10 protein-coding genes are annotated in these 17,438 nt (G+C 54.9%); 7 read left to right on the forward strand and 3 right to left on the reverse strand.

Annotated elements, in window-relative coordinates:
• Nucleotides 1-521: 521 nt before the first annotated feature.
• The 3 genes from B3Z17_RS05545 to B3Z17_RS05555 all read left to right on the forward strand — a co-directional run bounded on the left by B3Z17_RS05545 (nucleotide 522) and on the right by B3Z17_RS05555 (nucleotide 6,238).
• On the forward strand, nucleotides 522-2,006 hold the full coding sequence (locus B3Z17_RS05545) for a M23 family metallopeptidase (RefSeq protein WP_286828907.1): 1,485 nt from the start codon (nucleotides 522-524) through the stop codon (nucleotides 2,004-2,006).
• A gap of 53 nt (nucleotides 2,007-2,059) precedes the next feature.
• Nucleotides 2,060-2,623 carry a hypothetical protein gene (locus B3Z17_RS05550; protein WP_286828908.1) on the forward strand — a complete coding sequence of 188 codons (564 nt, stop codon included), beginning with the start codon at nucleotides 2,060-2,062 and terminating at the stop codon, nucleotides 2,621-2,623.
• A gap of 705 nt (nucleotides 2,624-3,328) precedes the next feature.
• Nucleotides 3,329-6,238, forward strand: a complete 2,910-nt coding sequence (locus B3Z17_RS05555) for a TonB-dependent receptor plug domain-containing protein (protein WP_286828909.1) — start codon at nucleotides 3,329-3,331, stop codon at nucleotides 6,236-6,238.
• Nucleotides 6,239-6,374: 136 nt separating this feature from the next.
• Here B3Z17_RS05555 and B3Z17_RS05560 read toward each other — a convergent pair whose 3' ends face one another.
• The gene (locus B3Z17_RS05560; RefSeq protein ID WP_286828911.1) at nucleotides 6,375-7,301 is read right to left on the reverse strand and encodes a class I SAM-dependent methyltransferase; all 927 of its coding nucleotides are present in this window, start codon (nucleotides 7,299-7,301) and stop codon (nucleotides 6,375-6,377) included.
• Nucleotides 7,301-9,163: a tetratricopeptide repeat-containing sulfotransferase family protein gene (locus tag B3Z17_RS05565; protein ID WP_286828913.1), complete on the reverse strand. Its 1,863-nt coding sequence runs from the start codon at nucleotides 9,161-9,163 to the stop codon at nucleotides 7,301-7,303. Before B3Z17_RS05565 ends, B3Z17_RS05560 begins: the two co-directional genes overlap by 1 nt.
• A 144-nt stretch (nucleotides 9,164-9,307) precedes the next feature.
• Here B3Z17_RS05565 and B3Z17_RS05570 point away from each other — a divergent pair, with 144 nt between their 5' ends.
• Nucleotides 9,308-10,021 (forward strand): 2OG-Fe(II) oxygenase, encoded by a 714-nt coding sequence (locus B3Z17_RS05570; RefSeq protein ID WP_286828914.1) that lies wholly within the window; start codon nucleotides 9,308-9,310, stop codon nucleotides 10,019-10,021.
• 3 nt (nucleotides 10,022-10,024) lie between these two features.
• Here B3Z17_RS05570 and B3Z17_RS05575 read toward each other — a convergent pair whose 3' ends face one another.
• Nucleotides 10,025-11,845, reverse strand: coding sequence for a tetratricopeptide repeat protein (locus B3Z17_RS05575; protein ID WP_286828915.1), 1,821 nt, complete (start codon nucleotides 11,843-11,845; stop codon nucleotides 10,025-10,027).
• Nucleotides 11,846-12,135: 290 nt separating this feature from the next.
• Here B3Z17_RS05575 and B3Z17_RS05580 point away from each other — a divergent pair, with 290 nt between their 5' ends.
• The 3 genes from B3Z17_RS05580 (at nucleotide 12,136) to B3Z17_RS05590 (ending at nucleotide 17,430) form a co-directional block, all read left to right on the forward strand.
• Nucleotides 12,136-13,371 carry a TonB-dependent receptor plug domain-containing protein gene (locus B3Z17_RS05580; protein ID WP_286828916.1) on the forward strand — a complete coding sequence of 412 codons (1,236 nt, stop codon included), beginning with the start codon at nucleotides 12,136-12,138 and terminating at the stop codon, nucleotides 13,369-13,371.
• A 78-nt stretch (nucleotides 13,372-13,449) separates the two neighbouring features.
• Nucleotides 13,450-15,375: a TonB-dependent receptor gene (locus tag B3Z17_RS05585; protein WP_286828917.1), complete on the forward strand. Its 1,926-nt coding sequence runs from the start codon at nucleotides 13,450-13,452 to the stop codon at nucleotides 15,373-15,375.
• Between the two features lie 138 nt (nucleotides 15,376-15,513).
• The gene (locus tag B3Z17_RS05590) at nucleotides 15,514-17,430 is read left to right on the forward strand and encodes an alpha/beta hydrolase family protein (protein WP_286828918.1); all 1,917 of its coding nucleotides are present in this window, start codon (nucleotides 15,514-15,516) and stop codon (nucleotides 17,428-17,430) included.
• Nucleotides 17,431-17,438: the final 8 nt, after the last annotated feature.

The following is a 17,438-nucleotide window of genomic DNA, read 5'->3' on the forward strand; positions in this document are numbered from 1 at the left end:
ATCTACAATGTCAAAGAGCAAAAAACCTGCCTGACCGGAAAACCAGTTTGAAACCTTCTTCGCGTTTCAGGCAATGTGCCGGACCGGACATTTCGTCAGCGTGCGGCAGGGCGATCTGTATATGGTGGGCGAACCCTCCGTGTCAAGTCGTTTCAAACAAAGTTTTTAACAACTTTCAGACCGTGTCGTCGGTGCGGCATTCCTATCCGGCGTTGGTGCCCGTGGGCCCCGTCCGGTAGAGCAGCGCGCCCCGTCGGTGGAGCGGTTTCTAGGGGGATCGGGGTGAAAGCGCAAGAGCTTTTTTGGCATTTTTGCACTTTTTTTACAGCCTCCTGTTACAATCCGCAGAAACCCGGGCTTTTCGGCATTATCACTGTCGATTTCAGGATGAAATTGACAGTGAATCCATGTCAGATATACTGCCCTATATATATAAAGACTCTAATTGGTGAATTGAGAGCACCGCACCGTGAATCAGCGAGCGTGTCACGATGCGGTTTTTGTGAATCAGAGGATGATAGATGTTTCGATTAAACGAGATTCGCGACAAGATTTCTGACCCTGCCTGGCGCGCTAATGTGAAAAGTCAGCTCGGCCGGACGCTAAAAGTGAGCGAGTCGCCCCTGGGCTTCGCCACAATCGCTGGCGCTGGCCTCATGCTGGTGCTGATTCTTAACCTGGGCGGCAATGATCATTCTAACGATCCCCAGGCGGCTGACCCAACACCTGAACCACCCATGCTTGCCGATACCGATATAAAAGAGTCAGGCGAAGTAGCCGTTGCAGAAGCAAGTACCGGCAAGACACCCGACACGGATGTCGTCCCCGCCGCAGCGCAGACTTACCGACTGAGAAGAAACGAGACGCTGATCGGCCTGCTGCACCGCGCAGGCATCTCTTCGGTCGAGGCCCACAAGGCTGTAGGGGTACTGAAGGACGTTACGAACCTGAGACGGCTGCAGCGCGGCCAGGAAGTGCGGATCATTCCAGCGGCGGACAAAAGTGGCCGCATCCAGGAATTGCGCATGCGCGACAGCTTCGAGGCGGAAGCCGTTCTGCTGGCCGCCGACGGTCGCTATGACGCAATGCGGACACCCATCGCAACTCTGGCCCTGACCCACCTGGTAGAAGGCGAGATTACCGATAGCCTCTATTTGTCTGCACAACGGGCCGGGCTGCCAACGCCCGTCATTGTCGAACTGATCCGCCTGATGAGCTTTGACGTGGACTTTGAGCGCGAGATTCGAACCGGCGATAAGTTTCAGGTCTATTTCGAGCGCAGCTATGCTCCAGACTTTGGTGACCTGGCAGAAGGCCGCATCCTGCACATGCGCCTTGAGCTTCAAAAGCGCACGCTGGAGGCAACCTATTTTGAAGATGAGACCGGCCAGGGTGACTATTTCGATGCCAACGGCCACAGTACCCGCAAGGCCCTGATGAAGACACCGCTGGATGTCACCGTCGTGACGTCAAGCTACGGCAAACGCAGGCACCCGGTACTTGGCTACACGCGGCAGCATACCGGCGTCGACTTCCGGGCTCGCACCGGGACGCCCATCATGGCCGCTGGTGATGGTGTGGTGGAACGGGCCAGCCGCTATGGTGGGTATGGCAACTATATCCGCATACGCCACAACAGCACCTATCAGACGGCCTATGCCCACCTGAGCAAATACGGGAGGGGTATCAAGGCCGGTGTCCGGGTGAAGCAGGGACAGATCATCGGCTATGCCGGCGCTACGGGCCGGGTAACGGCTGCACACCTCCATTATGAAGTGTTGGTTAACGGCCGACACGCCAACCCGCTTACCCTGAAACTGCCAACTGGACGGGTTCTGGAGAAGGAGCAACTGGCTACCTTCCAGCACGCCCAGGCAGCGCTTGTAGCAGATATTGACAAAATCCTGATGCAGCAACAGATATTGCAAACGGCCTCTGCTGACACGGTGAACCCATCACCTGATTCGGAAGGCGTGGCTGGCATGACAAATACAGCCGACAGATAAACGGCAAGCCCACCACAGATATATGGGGCAGGAAACTTCAAGGGGGACTTCTAATGAACAGGATCGCCGCTACTCTACTGGCATCCACCGGACTTGCGCTGTGCGTATCAATCGGTCCAGTTACAGCAGACGACACACCGACGCTCGACAACTTCAAGAAGTGTGCGGCCATTAACGACGACGCCAAACGGCTAGCTTGCTTCGACAAAGCAGCAGCCGGATTTGACTTCGAGAAAGCCACCGCCAGCCTCAACGAGGCCAAGCGCCTGCGTGCCGAAGCGAAAACACTCAAAGAAGAGAAGCGCAAGCTGGCCGAAGCGGAGAAACGCCGCGAGGCAGAGCTGGCTGCACAGCGGACGGAAGAGTTCGGCAGGGCTGACGCAGAGGTCCGCACCGTTGACCGGGTCGAAAGCGCAATCAAACGCGTGATCGAGCCGCGGGTTGGCGGCAAATACCTGGTACTCGAAAACGGCATGGTTTGGCAGATCGTCGACGGCGGCAGAACCGGCCCGGTCAAAGAAGGCATGGCGGTACATATTAATAAGACAGCCTTTGGCGGTTACCTGTTAACCTTCGAGCTGACACGCCGGACCTTCCGCGTCAAACGCGCCAACTAAGGGTAGCCCCTCAAAACTGACCCGCCAAAATTCAGTCAGGCTCCGGCCTGCCTGGAAGGCGAGACTAGACCATGGGGACCCGCCCAGCCTGTTGCAACAAGGCCACAAAGCCCCATATCAGCCGCCTTTCAGCCCTTTCTTTGTCTCGAGAGGTGGCACGAAAGACTTTGCCTGCTGCATCAGCCCATTTGACCATCCGCAACGCATTACCACAACACCCGCCCGGACGCTCCTGATCTCAGCACTGCCGAATAGCCTGAAAGCGGCCAGGCATGCCCCGCGTCCGGTAAAATACCGCAAATTCAAGAGCTTCAGGTACCAGCCCACCACAAGAAGCCAAAGACCCGGCGGCAAGCGGCGTCATCGTCCGCAGACAAGCATGCCGCACAGGCGCAAAGAGAAACAGTTTCTTCTAAAACCAATGCCAGCAGAAAAACTTTCGCTCTAAACTAAAATCCATCAACCACAGAGGGTTTAAACCGCCTAAAATACAGCTACAGCGAGGTTCCAGTGACTTGATATAACCATCGTTTATGTCTGTGGCGCAAATGACACACCAATCTGCTAATCCCAAAGTTCACCTAACCGGAAGATTAAACTTTTCTGTCATGCGGGGACAGATTCTGGCTACAGGATATGAGCGGAAAGTAATTTCCGCATATTCCGAGTGCTTGGAAAGCAATAATACAGAAGAGGAAACGCAGAGTGTCTAAGGAACTCATGAAATTGCGCCGCTCCGCCCTTATGGGTAGCGCCGCAACACTGCTCGCCAGCTTCGCGCTGGGCGCAGGCGTAACCGGTGCTTCTGCACAAGATGCAGACTCCGATTTTGATATGGACCTGGAAGAAGTAACCGTAACCGGTTCGCGCATCGTACGTCGCGACCTGACGGCTCCTTCCCCAATTTCTACCGTTGGTGCTGAAGAGTTCCAACTGTCTGGTGCACAGAACGTTGAGCAGGTACTTGCTACCCTGCCACAAACGATCCCAGGCTTTGGTGGCTCCTCCAACAACCCAGGTGATGGTACTGCAACTGTTGACCTTCGTGGTCTCGGTTCTTTCCGTACCCTGGTTCTGGTAAACGGTCGCCGTTACCTCCAGTCTCGTCAGTCTGGTACGGTTGACCTGAACACCATCCCATCCACGCTGATCGAGCGTGTTGAAGTTGTGACCGGTGGTGCTTCCGCTGTTTACGGTTCCGACGCTATGTCCGGTGTTGTTAACTTCGTGATGAAAGACGATTACGAAGGTCTGGAAGTTTCCGGTCAATACGACACCACGATCCACGGCGATGCTGAGAAATACAACATCGACGCGACAATGGGCGGCAACTTCGCTGACGGTCGCGGTAACGCTACCCTGTTTGTGAACTACGCTAAGCGTAAGTCTCTCATGCAAGGTGACCGTAAGTTCTCCACTTACGCTCTCGGCGAAGGCGGCGATCCAGATCGTCTGCCAGGTGAAGCATATGGTGCAGGCACTGGCCTGGGTGGCTTCGGCTCCTCCGGTATCCCTGGCACGCGTATCTTCGGTGGCCCAACTGTGAATCCAGGTGGTGCTGGTGAATATGCTCTCGGCCGTTTCAACAGCGACGGTTCCGGTGCGCCATACTCCGCAGCGTCTGATTCGTTCAACTACGCGCCAGACAACTTCCTGCAGCTCCCACAAGAGCGCTGGATGGCGTCTGCAATGGCTCACTATCAGATCAACGACAGCGTTCGTATGTACACGGAAGCTACGTTCGTATCGAACAAAGTGCCACAAGAGCTGGCTCCAACGCCTGCTTTCACTACCATCGAAATCAACCCAGACAGCCCATTCTTCACGGCTGACGTACAGGCTGCTCTCGCTAGCTCCCGTACTGACACCAACGGTGATGGCGTTGTAGACGGCGACGACAACATGCTCGCATTTGTTGGCCGTCGTATGGTTGAAAACGGCCCACGTCAGGCTCTCGACACTCGTGACGCCTTCCGCGTTCTCGTTGGTTTCGACGGCGAAATCGGTGACGGCTGGTCCTACGATGTATCCTACTCCTACGCTCGCGTAGACAACTTCCAGTTCCTGAAGAACGACGTTTCTGCTTCCCGCTTCGTTCAAGCGATTGCAGTAACTGACGATGGTACTGCATGTCAGGATCCATCCGGCGGCTGTGTGCCACTGAACATCTTCGGTGCTGGCAACATCAGCCAAGAAGCAATTGACTTCGTAAACATCTCCGCAACCAACGTAACTGAAATCGAAACCCAGAACATCCAGGGTATCGTTTCCGGTTCACTCGGTGACTGGACTGGTGCTGGTGAAGTTGGCCTCGCGATCGGTGTTGAATACCGCAAAGACGAATCCGCGTTCACGCCTGATACCTTCCTGGCATCCGGTGACGTTCTCGGCTTCAACGCTGGTGAGCCAACTGTAGGTGGCTTTGACACTTACGAAGTGTTCGCTGAGATGGCTCTGCCACTCATCACTGGCGCTCCAATGGCTGAAAACCTCGAAGCCAGCCTGGCTGCTCGTTACGCAGACTATTCCACTGCAGGTTCCGTATGGTCCTACGCTGGTGGTCTGACTTGGGCACCTGTAGCTGACATCAGCCTGCGTGCACAGTATCAGCGCGCTGTACGTGCTCCTAACGTACTCGAGCTGTTCCAAGGTAACGCAAACGGCTTCCCAGGCGCATCTGACCCATGTTCCGATGCAACTGCTAGCCCATCCGCTACCCTGATCTCGCTCTGTGAAGCACAAGGTGTTCCTGCTGGTCTGACCGGCAACTTCACCCAAGCTAACGGCCAGATCGAAGGTATCTTCGGTGGTAACCCTGACCTGTTCGAGGAAACTGCTGACACATACACCTTCGGTGCTGTGATCACGCCAGAAGCCCTTCCTGGCTTCACCATGACCGTTGACTACTATGACATCACGATCGATGACGCTATCTCCACCCTGGGTGGCGGCGTTAACAACATCCTGGACATTTGTTACAACAAAGTTCAGGACCTGAGCTCGATCTACTGTCAAGCAATCACGCGTCGTGTAGACGGTAACGTTGACACTGTATTCGCTGGTAACGCAAACATCGGTCAGATCAAGACTGCTGGTGTTGACCTGCAGATGTCTTACGGCATGGATGTTGACTTCGGCTTCTTCGAAGGTGGTTCCTCACTGGACTTCAACTTCGTTGGTACGCACGTAATCAACAACGAAGTGACGCCTGACCTGTTCGTAGGTACGGTAAACGACTGTGAAGGCCAGTACGGTAACACTTGTGGTGAGCCTGATCCGAAGTACCGCTTCAACCTGCGTACGACGATGACGAACGGCCCACTTCAGCTCTCGCTGAACTGGCGTTGGCTCGACAGCGTACAGGATGACCAGATCATCAACGGCGGTCTGACCGCAGCTGATCTGCCAGTTCCTACGCTGGGTGCTGAGAACTACTTCGATCTGTCCTTCACGTACGACGTGAACGAGAACCTGCAGATGTACGGTGGTGCTCGCAACATCTTCAACAACAAGCCTACGTTTGTTGGTGACAGCCAAGAGCAAGCAAACACCTTCCCAGAAACTTACGACGCAATCGGTACGCGCGTATTCCTGGGTGCACGTGTGCGCTTCTAAGCCAACGGCTTAATCGAAACACGGGAGCGGCGGGCATTGCCCGCCGCTTTCTTTTTGCCCAAACGCCTTGACCAAACGGCAGCGCAAACCGTCGGTAGCCAGACACCCCGCTGCAAATTTCAGGAATTAATCGAAATCACTTGTGGCCAGTGAACTGCCATCCGAGCAGAGCTCGGTCTTCGCCAACGTGAAATGGTTCAAAGCTGACGTGCCGCAGACCTGCATCCGCCATCAACGCACGCAAATTATCTGCCTCGCCTTCAGACAAAGCCGCATCACCAAGCTGGCGCATGCGTTCCTGCTCTGCCTCAAGTCGGTGACGCATATCAGAAGCGCCTTGAGCGCGCACATCCAAGTCGAGATCCTGACGCGCGAGAAGCTGCCTCACTGCTGCGAAAATCTCTGACGTGATTCGCGGCAACTGATTATTGTGCTGGACGAGCAAACGCCTGCCTTCGTCTTCCAGACGGTCCATCGGTAAAGTGCCCGCCAGAAGCTGCTGAATGCAATCAACCAGCCCCCCTGGCACCAAAAGCGCCTTGATTTCAGCGACCTGCTCCACATTCGGCGTAACCAACGCACCCTCCGTATGGTGGACCAGAAACTGGAAGGGTGCCCCTGGTCGAAGCACACGGGCGAGTTCGGCGACCGCAGGCGCAGCCGGCGCATATTCAAACCCGAACTGGGACACAGCACCATCAAAACACTGGTCACCAAACGGCAAGGCGCAAATGTCAATCCCGCCATGGAACTGGATCAGGTTCGCGAAATCGCTATATTCTGTCAGATAAGATTCAGGCCGGATATCCGCCAGATCAACGGCATCCACCGTGACATCCTTGCCAAGGTCAGCAGCGGCCTGAACAAGACGCAAAGCGACCGCACCATTCCCAGTCGCAAGATCCAGCAATCGTCCACCGGATGGACAACCCTTCACAAATTCACGCCAAAATCCAAAGATCGCCTTTTGATCGCCTTCTTGCTGACCCTGACGAACAATACAGCTGTCCAATCGGTTGGCGGCATGCCAGTAGGTTGTCCAGGCTGTCTCCTTCGCCACCATCAGGAAAGCACCCCATAGGCCTCCAGCGCCTTTTCCAGGGGGGCAAGCTGGGCCTCATAAGACCGCCAGCGTCCGATACCTTCCTTGTTCAAGGGCTTCCTGACCTGCAGTTCGCTGAAGGTGAAACTGGTCCCCTGCTGTTTGTGAAATTCAAGACACCCGGCATGCCATTCCAATTCACAGAATTTGGCGATTTCTTGGGTGTGGCTCACTGGGTCATCGACCAGGTCTTCATAGACCACTTCCAGCACCTGATCTGGGAAGACAGACTTCCAGTGATCTTTCAGACGCATATTTTCAGCATAGAAGTGCGCAAGCCATTCCAGGTCCACTGCATAGCGATGCGCTTCCGGGAACAGCCGACTGAAGATAGACAGGCACACATCCCGGGGGTCGCGCCGCATGTATATCACTCGGGCATCAGGGAACATTTGGCAGATCAACCCCACATGGCGGAAGTTGTGAGGCATCTTGTCTGTTACAACAGGCAGCTTATGCGGTGTTTTCTGCCAGTAGGAGGAGGCCATGGCTTCCAAGCTTTCAGCAGCCACCTCTGTCGGGCAAACAGCACGGCCTTGTGCCAGGTCCCAATAGTATTGGGCAGCAACGAATTCGAGCGCTTCATTTTCGCCGCCCGCTTCCACCCCGTCGAGGCACGCCAGAATTTTTTCGACCAGCGTAGTGCCGGACCGCGGCATCCCCAGAATGAAGATTGGCCTCTGGCCCTCCAGCCTGGGCGCTACAGCATAATTGCCACCTATTGGGAAATGACCAATGATCTTGTCGTGTTCAGCGGTCGTGGCGGCTTTGTCGTAGGCAAAGTTTCGTTTAGCCAACAGCGCCTTGTGCTTCGAATTGCCTCGTGCGAATGCCAGGAAGGCATCATCAAACCGGTCAAGCTTCTCGAACGCGCGGCCGGCTGTCAGGTCCAGCATGATCCGGTCCCATTCCGTCGCGCCATCGGCGTCAACCAGGCGGGTACATGTCTCGGCGAGCTCCGCCAGCTCATCTTTGGCCGAGACTTCAAACTTCAACTGCCAGGCGTGCCCAAACGTGGGTCGGCGCTCAATCGCCAAATCGGAAAACTTCCGGACACCCGCTTTATCACCCTCAAGGCGCGCGCATTTGGCCGCCAGGTGATGGGCTTCAGCCCGGTCCACACCACCGCCGACAGCTTTCTCAAGCTCAGCCCGGGCGGCTTCCGGTTGGCGCGCAGTCAGCAGCAGATCTGCAAGGCTTAGAAAGTCCTCTGCTGAAGGCTCTTTTTTGGTCATGTAGGTTTTGAAGGACGCGACCGCCGCAGCATAGTCACGCAGGAAGCCTGCAGCTTTTGCGTGCTCAAACCACACTACAGGGTCATCTGGGCTTTCGTCTGCCAGCTCCGCCAGCGCCCGGGCGGCCCCACGCCAGTTGCCGGCGGCACCCAGGGCCTTTGCCTTGAGAATTCGGACTTTGGGGCTTTGATCGCCGGTACGGTCCAGGCAATTATAGGCCTGCCCGGCCAGCCCCAGTTCAACCATTTTGGTACAGATTGGGATCAGGAAATAGATGTTGTTTCCAGCAAGTGCGGCTGCCCTCAGCAGTGCTGATTTGGCGTCCTCAATGCGCCCAACCTTGACTAGGCAAAGTGCAAGATTGAACTGAAATTCAGGCACGTTGGGTAGCTGCGTCACCGCGCTCGTCAGATGACCCAGCGCTTCATCGCCCTTGTTTTGCTGCATCAACACAGTGCCCAGACCATATTCCGCATCAGCATGCCCTGGGGACGTCATCAATGCTTTTTGGTATAGGGCGACAGCATCATCAAGCCGACCGGCTCTGTGGCACCCCTCAGCCTGGTCAAGTAGCTGATCAATCGTCAAAAAAATCTCCCCTACCCAAATCGCCCAATGCCGCCTGCTTCCTTTTGTCGCCAGGAAAGTCGTCGGCAAGCCAGCCTTCGCCTTTTACAATGGGTCGCCATAAGTTAAAAGACCTGTAGTCACCACAAAGGGAAAAGAGTGGATATGTTGGACTTTTCGCTGAACAGCCAATTGAACGTGGACGATCTGGCCAAGGAATATGCCAGCAAGAGGCGCCTTCATATTCCCAACATCCTGTCTGAAGTCAGTGCCAATAAAATTGCTACATGTCTGGAGACACAGGTGCCATGGGGCTTTGCCTACAACAACGGCGAATCCCAGTTCCTGCGCGCTGAAGAAATGCAGAAGATGTCGGCGCCAGACCAGCAGAAGCTCCTGAAAGAACTTTATGACCGGGCGCGCACAGGATTTCAGTATGCCTACAACTGCTATCCTATTCTGGATGCCTATATGAACGGGTGGGGCCAGGTGCCCCTCCTGGATCGGGTTCTGGAATTTATCAATTCAGAAGAAGTCCTGGCCTTCATGCGGACGCTGACAGGACGGCCCGAGATTATCAAAGGCGATGCCCAGGCGACACGGTACGGCCCCGGCCAGTTCCTCAAGTTCCATACCGATAACGTGACAGAAGAATTTCGGGTGGCCGCCTTTGTGCTGAATTTCACCCGAGACTGGGACCCGGATTTTGGCGGCTACCTGCAGTTTTACGACAAGGACTGGGACATCGAAGAGGCTTTCCTGCCCCGCTTCAACGCGCTCAACATCTTTACTGTGCCTCAAAATCACGCTGTCAGCTATGTGGCCAACTATGCCACCAAACAGCGATATGCCATCACCGGCTGGTTCCGCTACAAGTAGGCTTTAAGTAGGCACCACATCGAACGGCGTCGTCATGCGCACACCGTCATCGGTGAAGGGCACTGTGCCATGCCAGACATAGGATGGGAACAGTGCCAGCAAGCCAGGTTCCGGCTTGATGATCTTTTTGATCTCTTCTCGGCCTTCACCAAGGGAAAGGCCGCTTTCACCGAATTTGATCCAGCCTTCATGGGCTTCATCAGTGTCTCTTACGCTATCCGGCACCTGTACATAAAAGGCGGAGCTGATCCACCCTGCCGGGTGCACGTGGTTGACGTGAAAACCGTCTTTGGTCAGGCGCACCGACCAGGACCCAGCGAACCGGAAAGTCCTGCTTTTGCGCCCCAAAAGGGGATGATCCGCATCATCGGGCAAGGCATCAATATATCGGGCAATGCATATCTCAAGCTGCTGCCTGAGTGTCTGGACGATCGGAACCGGGCGGAAGAACAAGCGCCCGTGAGTCTGGGTGCCGCCGCGCAAGGTCTGTTCAAGCGGCCGCACCTGGGTGACATGCATGTCCGTTACCGTTTGGCCCAACTCCTCAAGGAATTCATCAAGCGACCCGTACCCATCCGGCGTATCAATCCGCTGCGGCCGGACGAAGGCATCATAATCATTCAGCCATGCCTCCCGTTTGTCACCCAGAAAGCGCCAACACAGACCCCGGTAGCACCACATTTCCTGGTCAAACGGGTTCAAGGCCTCAGCAGCTTCCAAGTGGCCCAGTGCGCTTTCATAATCACCTTTTTGGATCAGGAGCCGCGAGAAATCCATGCGGATAGGCTGATGCTCAGGGTTCGCATTCACTGCCTTAGCGAAATAATCGACGCTGGCATCCACATCGCCCTTGGCCGCCAGGATGCGGGCTTTCCGGCGGAACAGCCCCGCGTCTCCACCAAGGTCCGACAAGGCCTCATCGACCACAGCTTCCGCCGCTTCCTGGTTGCCTGCAAGCTCAAGGGACTTGATATAGGCCTCCCGTAGCTCAGGCGACTTGGGCGCGTTCTTGATGCCAATCTGATAGGATTTGGCGAACAGATCGCGCTTGCCATGTTCCCAGTACATCTGGTTCAAGGTCTCGTGGGCGTCCAGGAAATCGGGCTTGAGGGCAATGGCCGTGCGGTATTGTTCGTCTGCTTCGTCATAGCGGCCAAGCTCATACAGAGCGTTGGCCAGATTATACCTGAGCTCTGCGATCCGTGGCTCAATTTCCATGGCCCGCATATAATAATCGAGCGCTTCAGCCTGCCGGTCCTGCATCCTGAGCGCCACCCCCATATTATGGAGGGCACGGTAATAATCGGGCTTCACCTTCAGAGCCTGAGCATAGGCCTCAACAGCCTTTTCCAGTTGATCAGTTTCCTTGAACGAAATACCCATGGCGTTCGCGAAACGAGGATCGCTGGGCATTATCGCCCGTGCCTTTTCAAGCGCGGCAATGGCCTCCTGGTGCTGATCCATGCTTTGATAAGCAAGGCCCATGTTAAAGAATGGTTCGGCAAACCCCGCCTGGACCCCGGCCGCCTTTTCATAGGCACCAACAGCCTCCTGAGGCCGGTTCATATCGCGCAACAGGTTGCCCAGATTGTTAAGCATTTGCGCGTTCGCAGGCTGGATACCCAGTGCCTTCCTCAGTTGTTGCTCTGCTTCGGCAAACCGCCCTTGGCGGCGCCGAATCAAACCCAACAAGTGCAGGGCATTGGGTTCTGAGGCAACCTGAGCGAGGATCGCACGGCAACATTGCTCAGCCGTGGCCAAGTTTCCCTGACTGAAGGCCTGCCCGCCTTGTTGTAGAAGATTTTGCAGTTGCGCGTTACTCAAAAAAGGCCTCCTCTTGCCATTTCTTTAGCCTTCCTAAAGCCGTTTGAGAACGAAAATCTACAGTCTGCGATATAATGTCTTTGGCACAATAAAACCATGACTGGCCTTAAGTTTAGCCCCAGTTAGTTTCAAAAGTTACATTTTTGTCACAGTCAGTTTTCATAATTAATCTCTTGTTAATCTTTGGCTTTACTCCCAATGAGGGGGCCGACACTTTAGGGGCCTAAACAAAAGGTCAGGGGCGCCTGTCGGGGCTGGCAGGCGCTACTTATCTCTGGGAGGAGTAACTTATGAATAGCACAGAGCTATTGAAGAACCGGCTGGCATACAGCACGGCTTCACTGCTTATTGCGACTGCGGGCATGATGGGCACGCCCGGCGCAATGGCACAGGACACGGCAGGTTCCGGTCCACAATGCGCAGCCGACCAAGTCATTGGTGATGACGGCGAGTGTGTATTTGAGGATGAACTGGTTGAAGTGGTTGTTACGGGGTCCCGTATCCGCCGCAGCGAATTCACCAGCGCTTCCCCAATCCAGATCATCTCGGGTCAAAAATCCCGTGAAATTGGTCTGATCAGTGCTGCAGACGTTCTGCAGTCAACTGTTCAAACTTCTGGTCTGCAAATCGATAACACCTTCGGTGGTTTCGTGATCGACAACGGTCCGGGTTCCCAGCAGATTGGTCTGCGTGGTCTTGACCCAGAGCGTACGCTTGTTGTTCTGAATGGTCGTCGCCTGGCGCCTGCCGGTATCGGTGGTGCTCCAACATCGCCTGACCTGAACCTGATCCCAAGTATCATGGTTGACCAGTATGACATCCTGCTTGACGGCGCTTCGACCATTTATGGTTCCGATGCAATCGCAGGCGTGGTGAACATCAAGCTGCGTCAGGACGTTGAAGGCTTCGAAGTTGACGCTTCTTACCAGGTTCCGTTCGCTGGTGGCGCTGAAGAGCTGACGGCTTCCGTTCTGTGGGGCACGAAAACTGACCGCGCAAGCTTTATGATCGGTGCCGAATTCTACGACCGTAAGGCGCAGACTGTTGGCGAAAACCCATACATGGGCGATTGCGAAGGCTACGAGTATGAAGACGCGCAAGGGAACCGTTACCAAGGCGACCGCACATTGGGCCCAGAGTCCCGCGGCATCGTTGACTGTAACATCTTCCCGCTGACCAACCGTATGTCCATTCCAGTGTTCTGGGGCAGCGTGTACTATACGCCTGGTTTCTCCAACACCGGTATTCCTGGTGTATCGGACGGTATTCCAAACTTCTCTGAATCGTCTGTAACTGGCTTCGCTGGCTTCTTCCCACACTGGGTAGCTGCTGACAGCAACGCCAACGGCGATCTGACGGACGACAATGGCTACGCCATCGTTGACTGGGATGGCGATGGCCTCAAGGACTTCGACTTCCAGGACCCGTTCTACGCGTTCGATCGTTCTGAATATGCGCAGCAATCCCAGTTTATCTCACCGTCTCAGCGTGTGACAATCATGGGTACTGCTGACTATAACCTGTAGGACGAGAACGATACGACCTTCTACTTCGAAGGCCTGTATTCCCAGCGTGACGACAGCAGCTTCGCGGCTGGCTACCAGTTGTTCCCAACTGTAGGCGCAGACAACCCGTACAACCCATGTGGTGTAGACGGTGTTGACTGTCTTGGCGTTATCGGCTTCCCGATTGGCCCAACTTCCGTGACGCCAATCGTGAACATTCGCGGTGACCGTGATACAGCAAACTTCGACCTCTACCAGTACCGTCTGGTTGGTGGTGTACGCGGTAACATCAGTGCGCTTGATAACTTTGGTCAGGGTAACTGGTCGTACGACGCTTACGGCTCCTACAGCTACTCAAAAGGCTCCAACAGCCGGTTTGGTATCAGCAACCCTCGTCTTGAGCAGTCTCTGGACGCGACGCGTGACGCTAATGGCAATCCGGTTTGTAACGATACGTCCAACGGCTGTGTTCCTGTGAACCTGTTCGGTGACAACATCTTCCAAGAAGGTGGTGGTACGTTCACTGACGCTGAAGCTGACTTCCTGATGGTTGAGCGTTACTCTGAGACGATCGTCAAGCAGACAATGGCTAGTGCATTCCTGACGGGTGACCTGTTCCGCCTGCCATGGAACGACACTGTTGTTCCAATCGTGTTCGGCTATGAATTCCGCCGCGACACCATCGCGTCCAACCCGAACGACGTAGCTGCAGATGGCCTTCTCTTTGGTTGGTTTGCTGACAGCGGTGCTGATGGCTCCCGTGACCTGCACGAATTCTATGCAGAGACACACCTGGACCTGTTGCAGGGCCTGCCATTCGCCGAAGAGCTGTCGATTGACGCATCTGCTCGCTGGACTGACGAGAGCTACTATTCTCCTGCGTCTACATACTCCGTCAAGGGTGTGTACCGTCCGGTGGAATATCTGACCTTCCGCGGCAGCTACGGTACGTCTTACCGGGCACCAAACCTGCGTGAGCACTTCCTGAACGGTACAACGGGCTTTAACTCGGTTTCTGACCCATGTGTTGTTCCTGAAGCCGCTCGTGCAAACGCTCCAGGCGGCCAGCCTGGCGATCCACAGATCTACAATGCAGCTGATGATACTCGCCTCGACCGCGTGCTTGATGCATGTCGCGCAGACGGCGTGGACCCAACGACGCTGGGCCTGAACCCTGCAACGTTTGGTTCCTACTCTGTAGAAATCATCACTGGTGGTGCTCTTGACCTGACGGAAGAAGAAAGCACCAGTAAGACTGTTGGTGTTGTTCTCGACCAACCTTGGTTCGACAACTTCGACCTGCGCCTTGCTGTGACTTACTTCGACATCGAGATCACTGGCAGTATCGAAGAACCAACCCGGGGCTTTATCGTGAATCGTTGTTACGACAACCCGGATGAGCCAAACGCGACCAGCGGTTTCTGTAGCCGTATCACGCGTGACAGCGATGGCTTCATTGATCTGCTGGATACCTCCTTCGTGAACGCTGGTCGCTACACGTCCAAAGGCTTCGACTTCAACCTGTACTATCAGCAGGACTTTGAAGTTGGCAGCAAAACGCTTGGCGTATCCTTCGACCTGCGTGCAACCAACCAGCGCGAAAACGAATTCGAACTGTTCGGCGACCTCGACGACTTTGCTGGTGAGCCTGGCTCCCCACACTGGCGTGCCCGCGGCCTGCTGACCCTTGAATACGATGATTTCGCATTCAACTGGGATGCGCGTTGGATTCAGGGCGGTGAAAACGACAACCCAGAAGACTTCGACACAACTGCCATTCCTTGTGATGGCCTGGGTGTTGGCTGTCGTCCGGTTTACTACACCGACAACTATATGCGTCACAACATGTCCATCGGCTGGAACAACGGTAAATACCGCGTGAACGTAGGTGTTGAGAACGTCTTCAATGCCAAGCCACCTCGCGTGGATTCAGACGGCGTATTCAGCATTCGCAACGTTCCAATCGGCATCGGTCATGACGTAATTGGCCGCTCTGTCTTCATGAGCGTAGGCGCGACATTCTAAGAAAACTCTTAGCCCACGCCTGTGGGCTAAGTTAGATTGTGGCTCCGGGAGACTGTCTCCTGGAGCCATTTTCACCTGAGGCCCGGTAGGCTGGCGCCCTGTGGCCTCGACCTTGGGAAATGATTGGGGTGAGATTCAATGTTTAAGAAACTCGGTTTTGCTATGGCTGCTGTGCTGTCGATGACAGCTGCGCCGAGCACACCAGCCTTCGCGGAAGAAGAAGACCAGATTCCGCTTGAGGCTTTTACCATGTTGCCAATGATTCAGGACGCGCGTGTTTCACCGGATGGGAAGAAGCTTGCTGTCCTGCGTGCCACATCAGCTGCTGGCAACTATATCGTGGATATCTATGATACCCGCCGCATGGACAAAGAACCTGTCAGGCTAGGCTCCGACAAAATGCAGATGCAAGCTGCAGGTTGGGCCAATAGTGATCGTCTTTACATGACGTTCCGCGTCCAGAAAGAGCGACCGAACCGCTTGGGAAGCTACTATCGCTTCCAGCGAGCCATTGTTGATGCCGATGGCAAAGGTAACTGGCTGGAACTGCCTGAGGGCAGCAGTCTTATGTCCTGGTTCAGGAGCGACAAGGATGAGATCCTCCTGGAAATGGACGCTAACGAAAACCGCATCCCTGATGTGGTTCGTTACAATGTGAATAATGGTCGCACGCGCACAGTTATTCGTGGCAGCACTAAAATCAGCGGCTTCACCAATGATGTCGATGGCGATATTCGCGGCGGTACCGGTTTTGAGGTCGAATCCGGTTCCATCAAATATTATGCACGCCTCAAGGGTGATGATGACTGGGAGCTGATCAAGACGATCACACCTGATGCCGAGACCCGGGAAGATTTCGACCTACTCGGCTTCTCGGTGGAAAACCCGAATGAGATGTATATCCGCGCCAATAACGGCGAAGACAAGTCTGGCATCTACACATACAACCTTGAAACCAAACAGTTGTCAGAGCGTCTGTTCGGCCTCAAGTCAGTTGATGCAGGCGGCATCATCACCGGCAGCCAGCCCCATAACCTGGGCAAGCTTTTGGGCTACACATACGACTCCGGAGAATACAAGCGCTTCTATACCGATCCGGCAGAGAAAGCACTGCATGACGCCGTACAGGCGCTGTTTCCGGAAGATGATGTGTCGCTCTACAGCCGGTCCGACGACGACAACATGATCATGGTTTATGTTTCGTCCGATACGACCCCAGGCACATATTATCTGTTGAAGAACAAGGCGGAGCTGATCAAGATCGGTGATACCTACCCACTGCTGGACAAGAACAACCTCGCAGAGAAAAAATATATCCGCTACAAGGCCCGTGATGGCCGTACCATCTATGCCTACCTGACGGTGCCGAAGGGCGAAGGCCCGTATCCTGGCATCGTGCTGCCTCACGGCGGCCCGTGGGTACGTGAAACCGGCGGCTATGATGAATGGTCCCAGCTCCTTGCCAGCCGCGGCTATGTTGTGATCCAGCCTAACTATCGCGGCTCCACCGGCTATGGCCTCGATCACTGGAAAGCGGGTGACGAAAACTGGGGCCTGAAGATGCAGGACGACCTGGATGACGCTGCCATGTATCTGGTTGAAAACGGCCTTTCCACCAAGGACGAGCTGGCGATGTTTGGCTGGAGCTATGGCGGTTACGCAGCCTTCGCAGCCTCCATGCGTGATGACAACATCTATCAGTGTGCAGTTGCAGGCGCGGGTGTTAGCAACCTGGAGCTCCTGAACGCCGGTCTTCACAACAACCCGTTTTTGAAGGAACTGCAACGCCCTACCATCAAGGGAGTTTCACCTCAGAAACAGGTTGAGAAGGTGAATATTCCGATCTTTGTCGTTCATGGTGCGATTGATGAACGGGTCCCTGTGATCCACAGCCGTCAGTTTGTTGACGAACTGAAGAAATACGGCAAGGACTACAAATACACTGAAATGGAAGGCCTGGACCACTTCTCCAACCGCTTCACGCACGAGCACAAGAAACAGTTCTACACCGAGCTGCTTGATTGGCTCGCCAGCGATAAATGCTTCGGTAAGTAAGCGAGTAG

This window comes from Kordiimonas sp. UBA4487 (genome assembly GCF_002389025.1).
In the GTDB taxonomy this organism is placed as follows: domain Bacteria; phylum Pseudomonadota; class Alphaproteobacteria; order Sphingomonadales; family Kordiimonadaceae; genus Kordiimonas; species Kordiimonas lacus.

Coding starts and splice junctions, on each gene's coding strand:
- B3Z17_RS05545 (WP_286828907.1), top strand. CDS start 522: ATGTTTCGATTAAACGAGATTCGCGACAAGATTTCTGACCCTGCCTGG.
- B3Z17_RS05550 (WP_286828908.1), top strand. CDS start 2,060: ATGAACAGGATCGCCGCTACTCTACTGGCATCCACCGGACTTGCGCTG.
- B3Z17_RS05560 (WP_286828911.1), bottom strand. CDS start 7,301: ATGGTGGCGAAGGAGACAGCCTGGACAACCTACTGGCATGCCGCCAAC.
- B3Z17_RS05570 (WP_286828914.1), top strand. CDS start 9,308: ATGTTGGACTTTTCGCTGAACAGCCAATTGAACGTGGACGATCTGGCC.
- B3Z17_RS05580 (WP_286828916.1), top strand. CDS start 12,136: ATGAATAGCACAGAGCTATTGAAGAACCGGCTGGCATACAGCACGGCT.
- B3Z17_RS05590 (WP_286828918.1), top strand. CDS start 15,514: ATGTTTAAGAAACTCGGTTTTGCTATGGCTGCTGTGCTGTCGATGACA.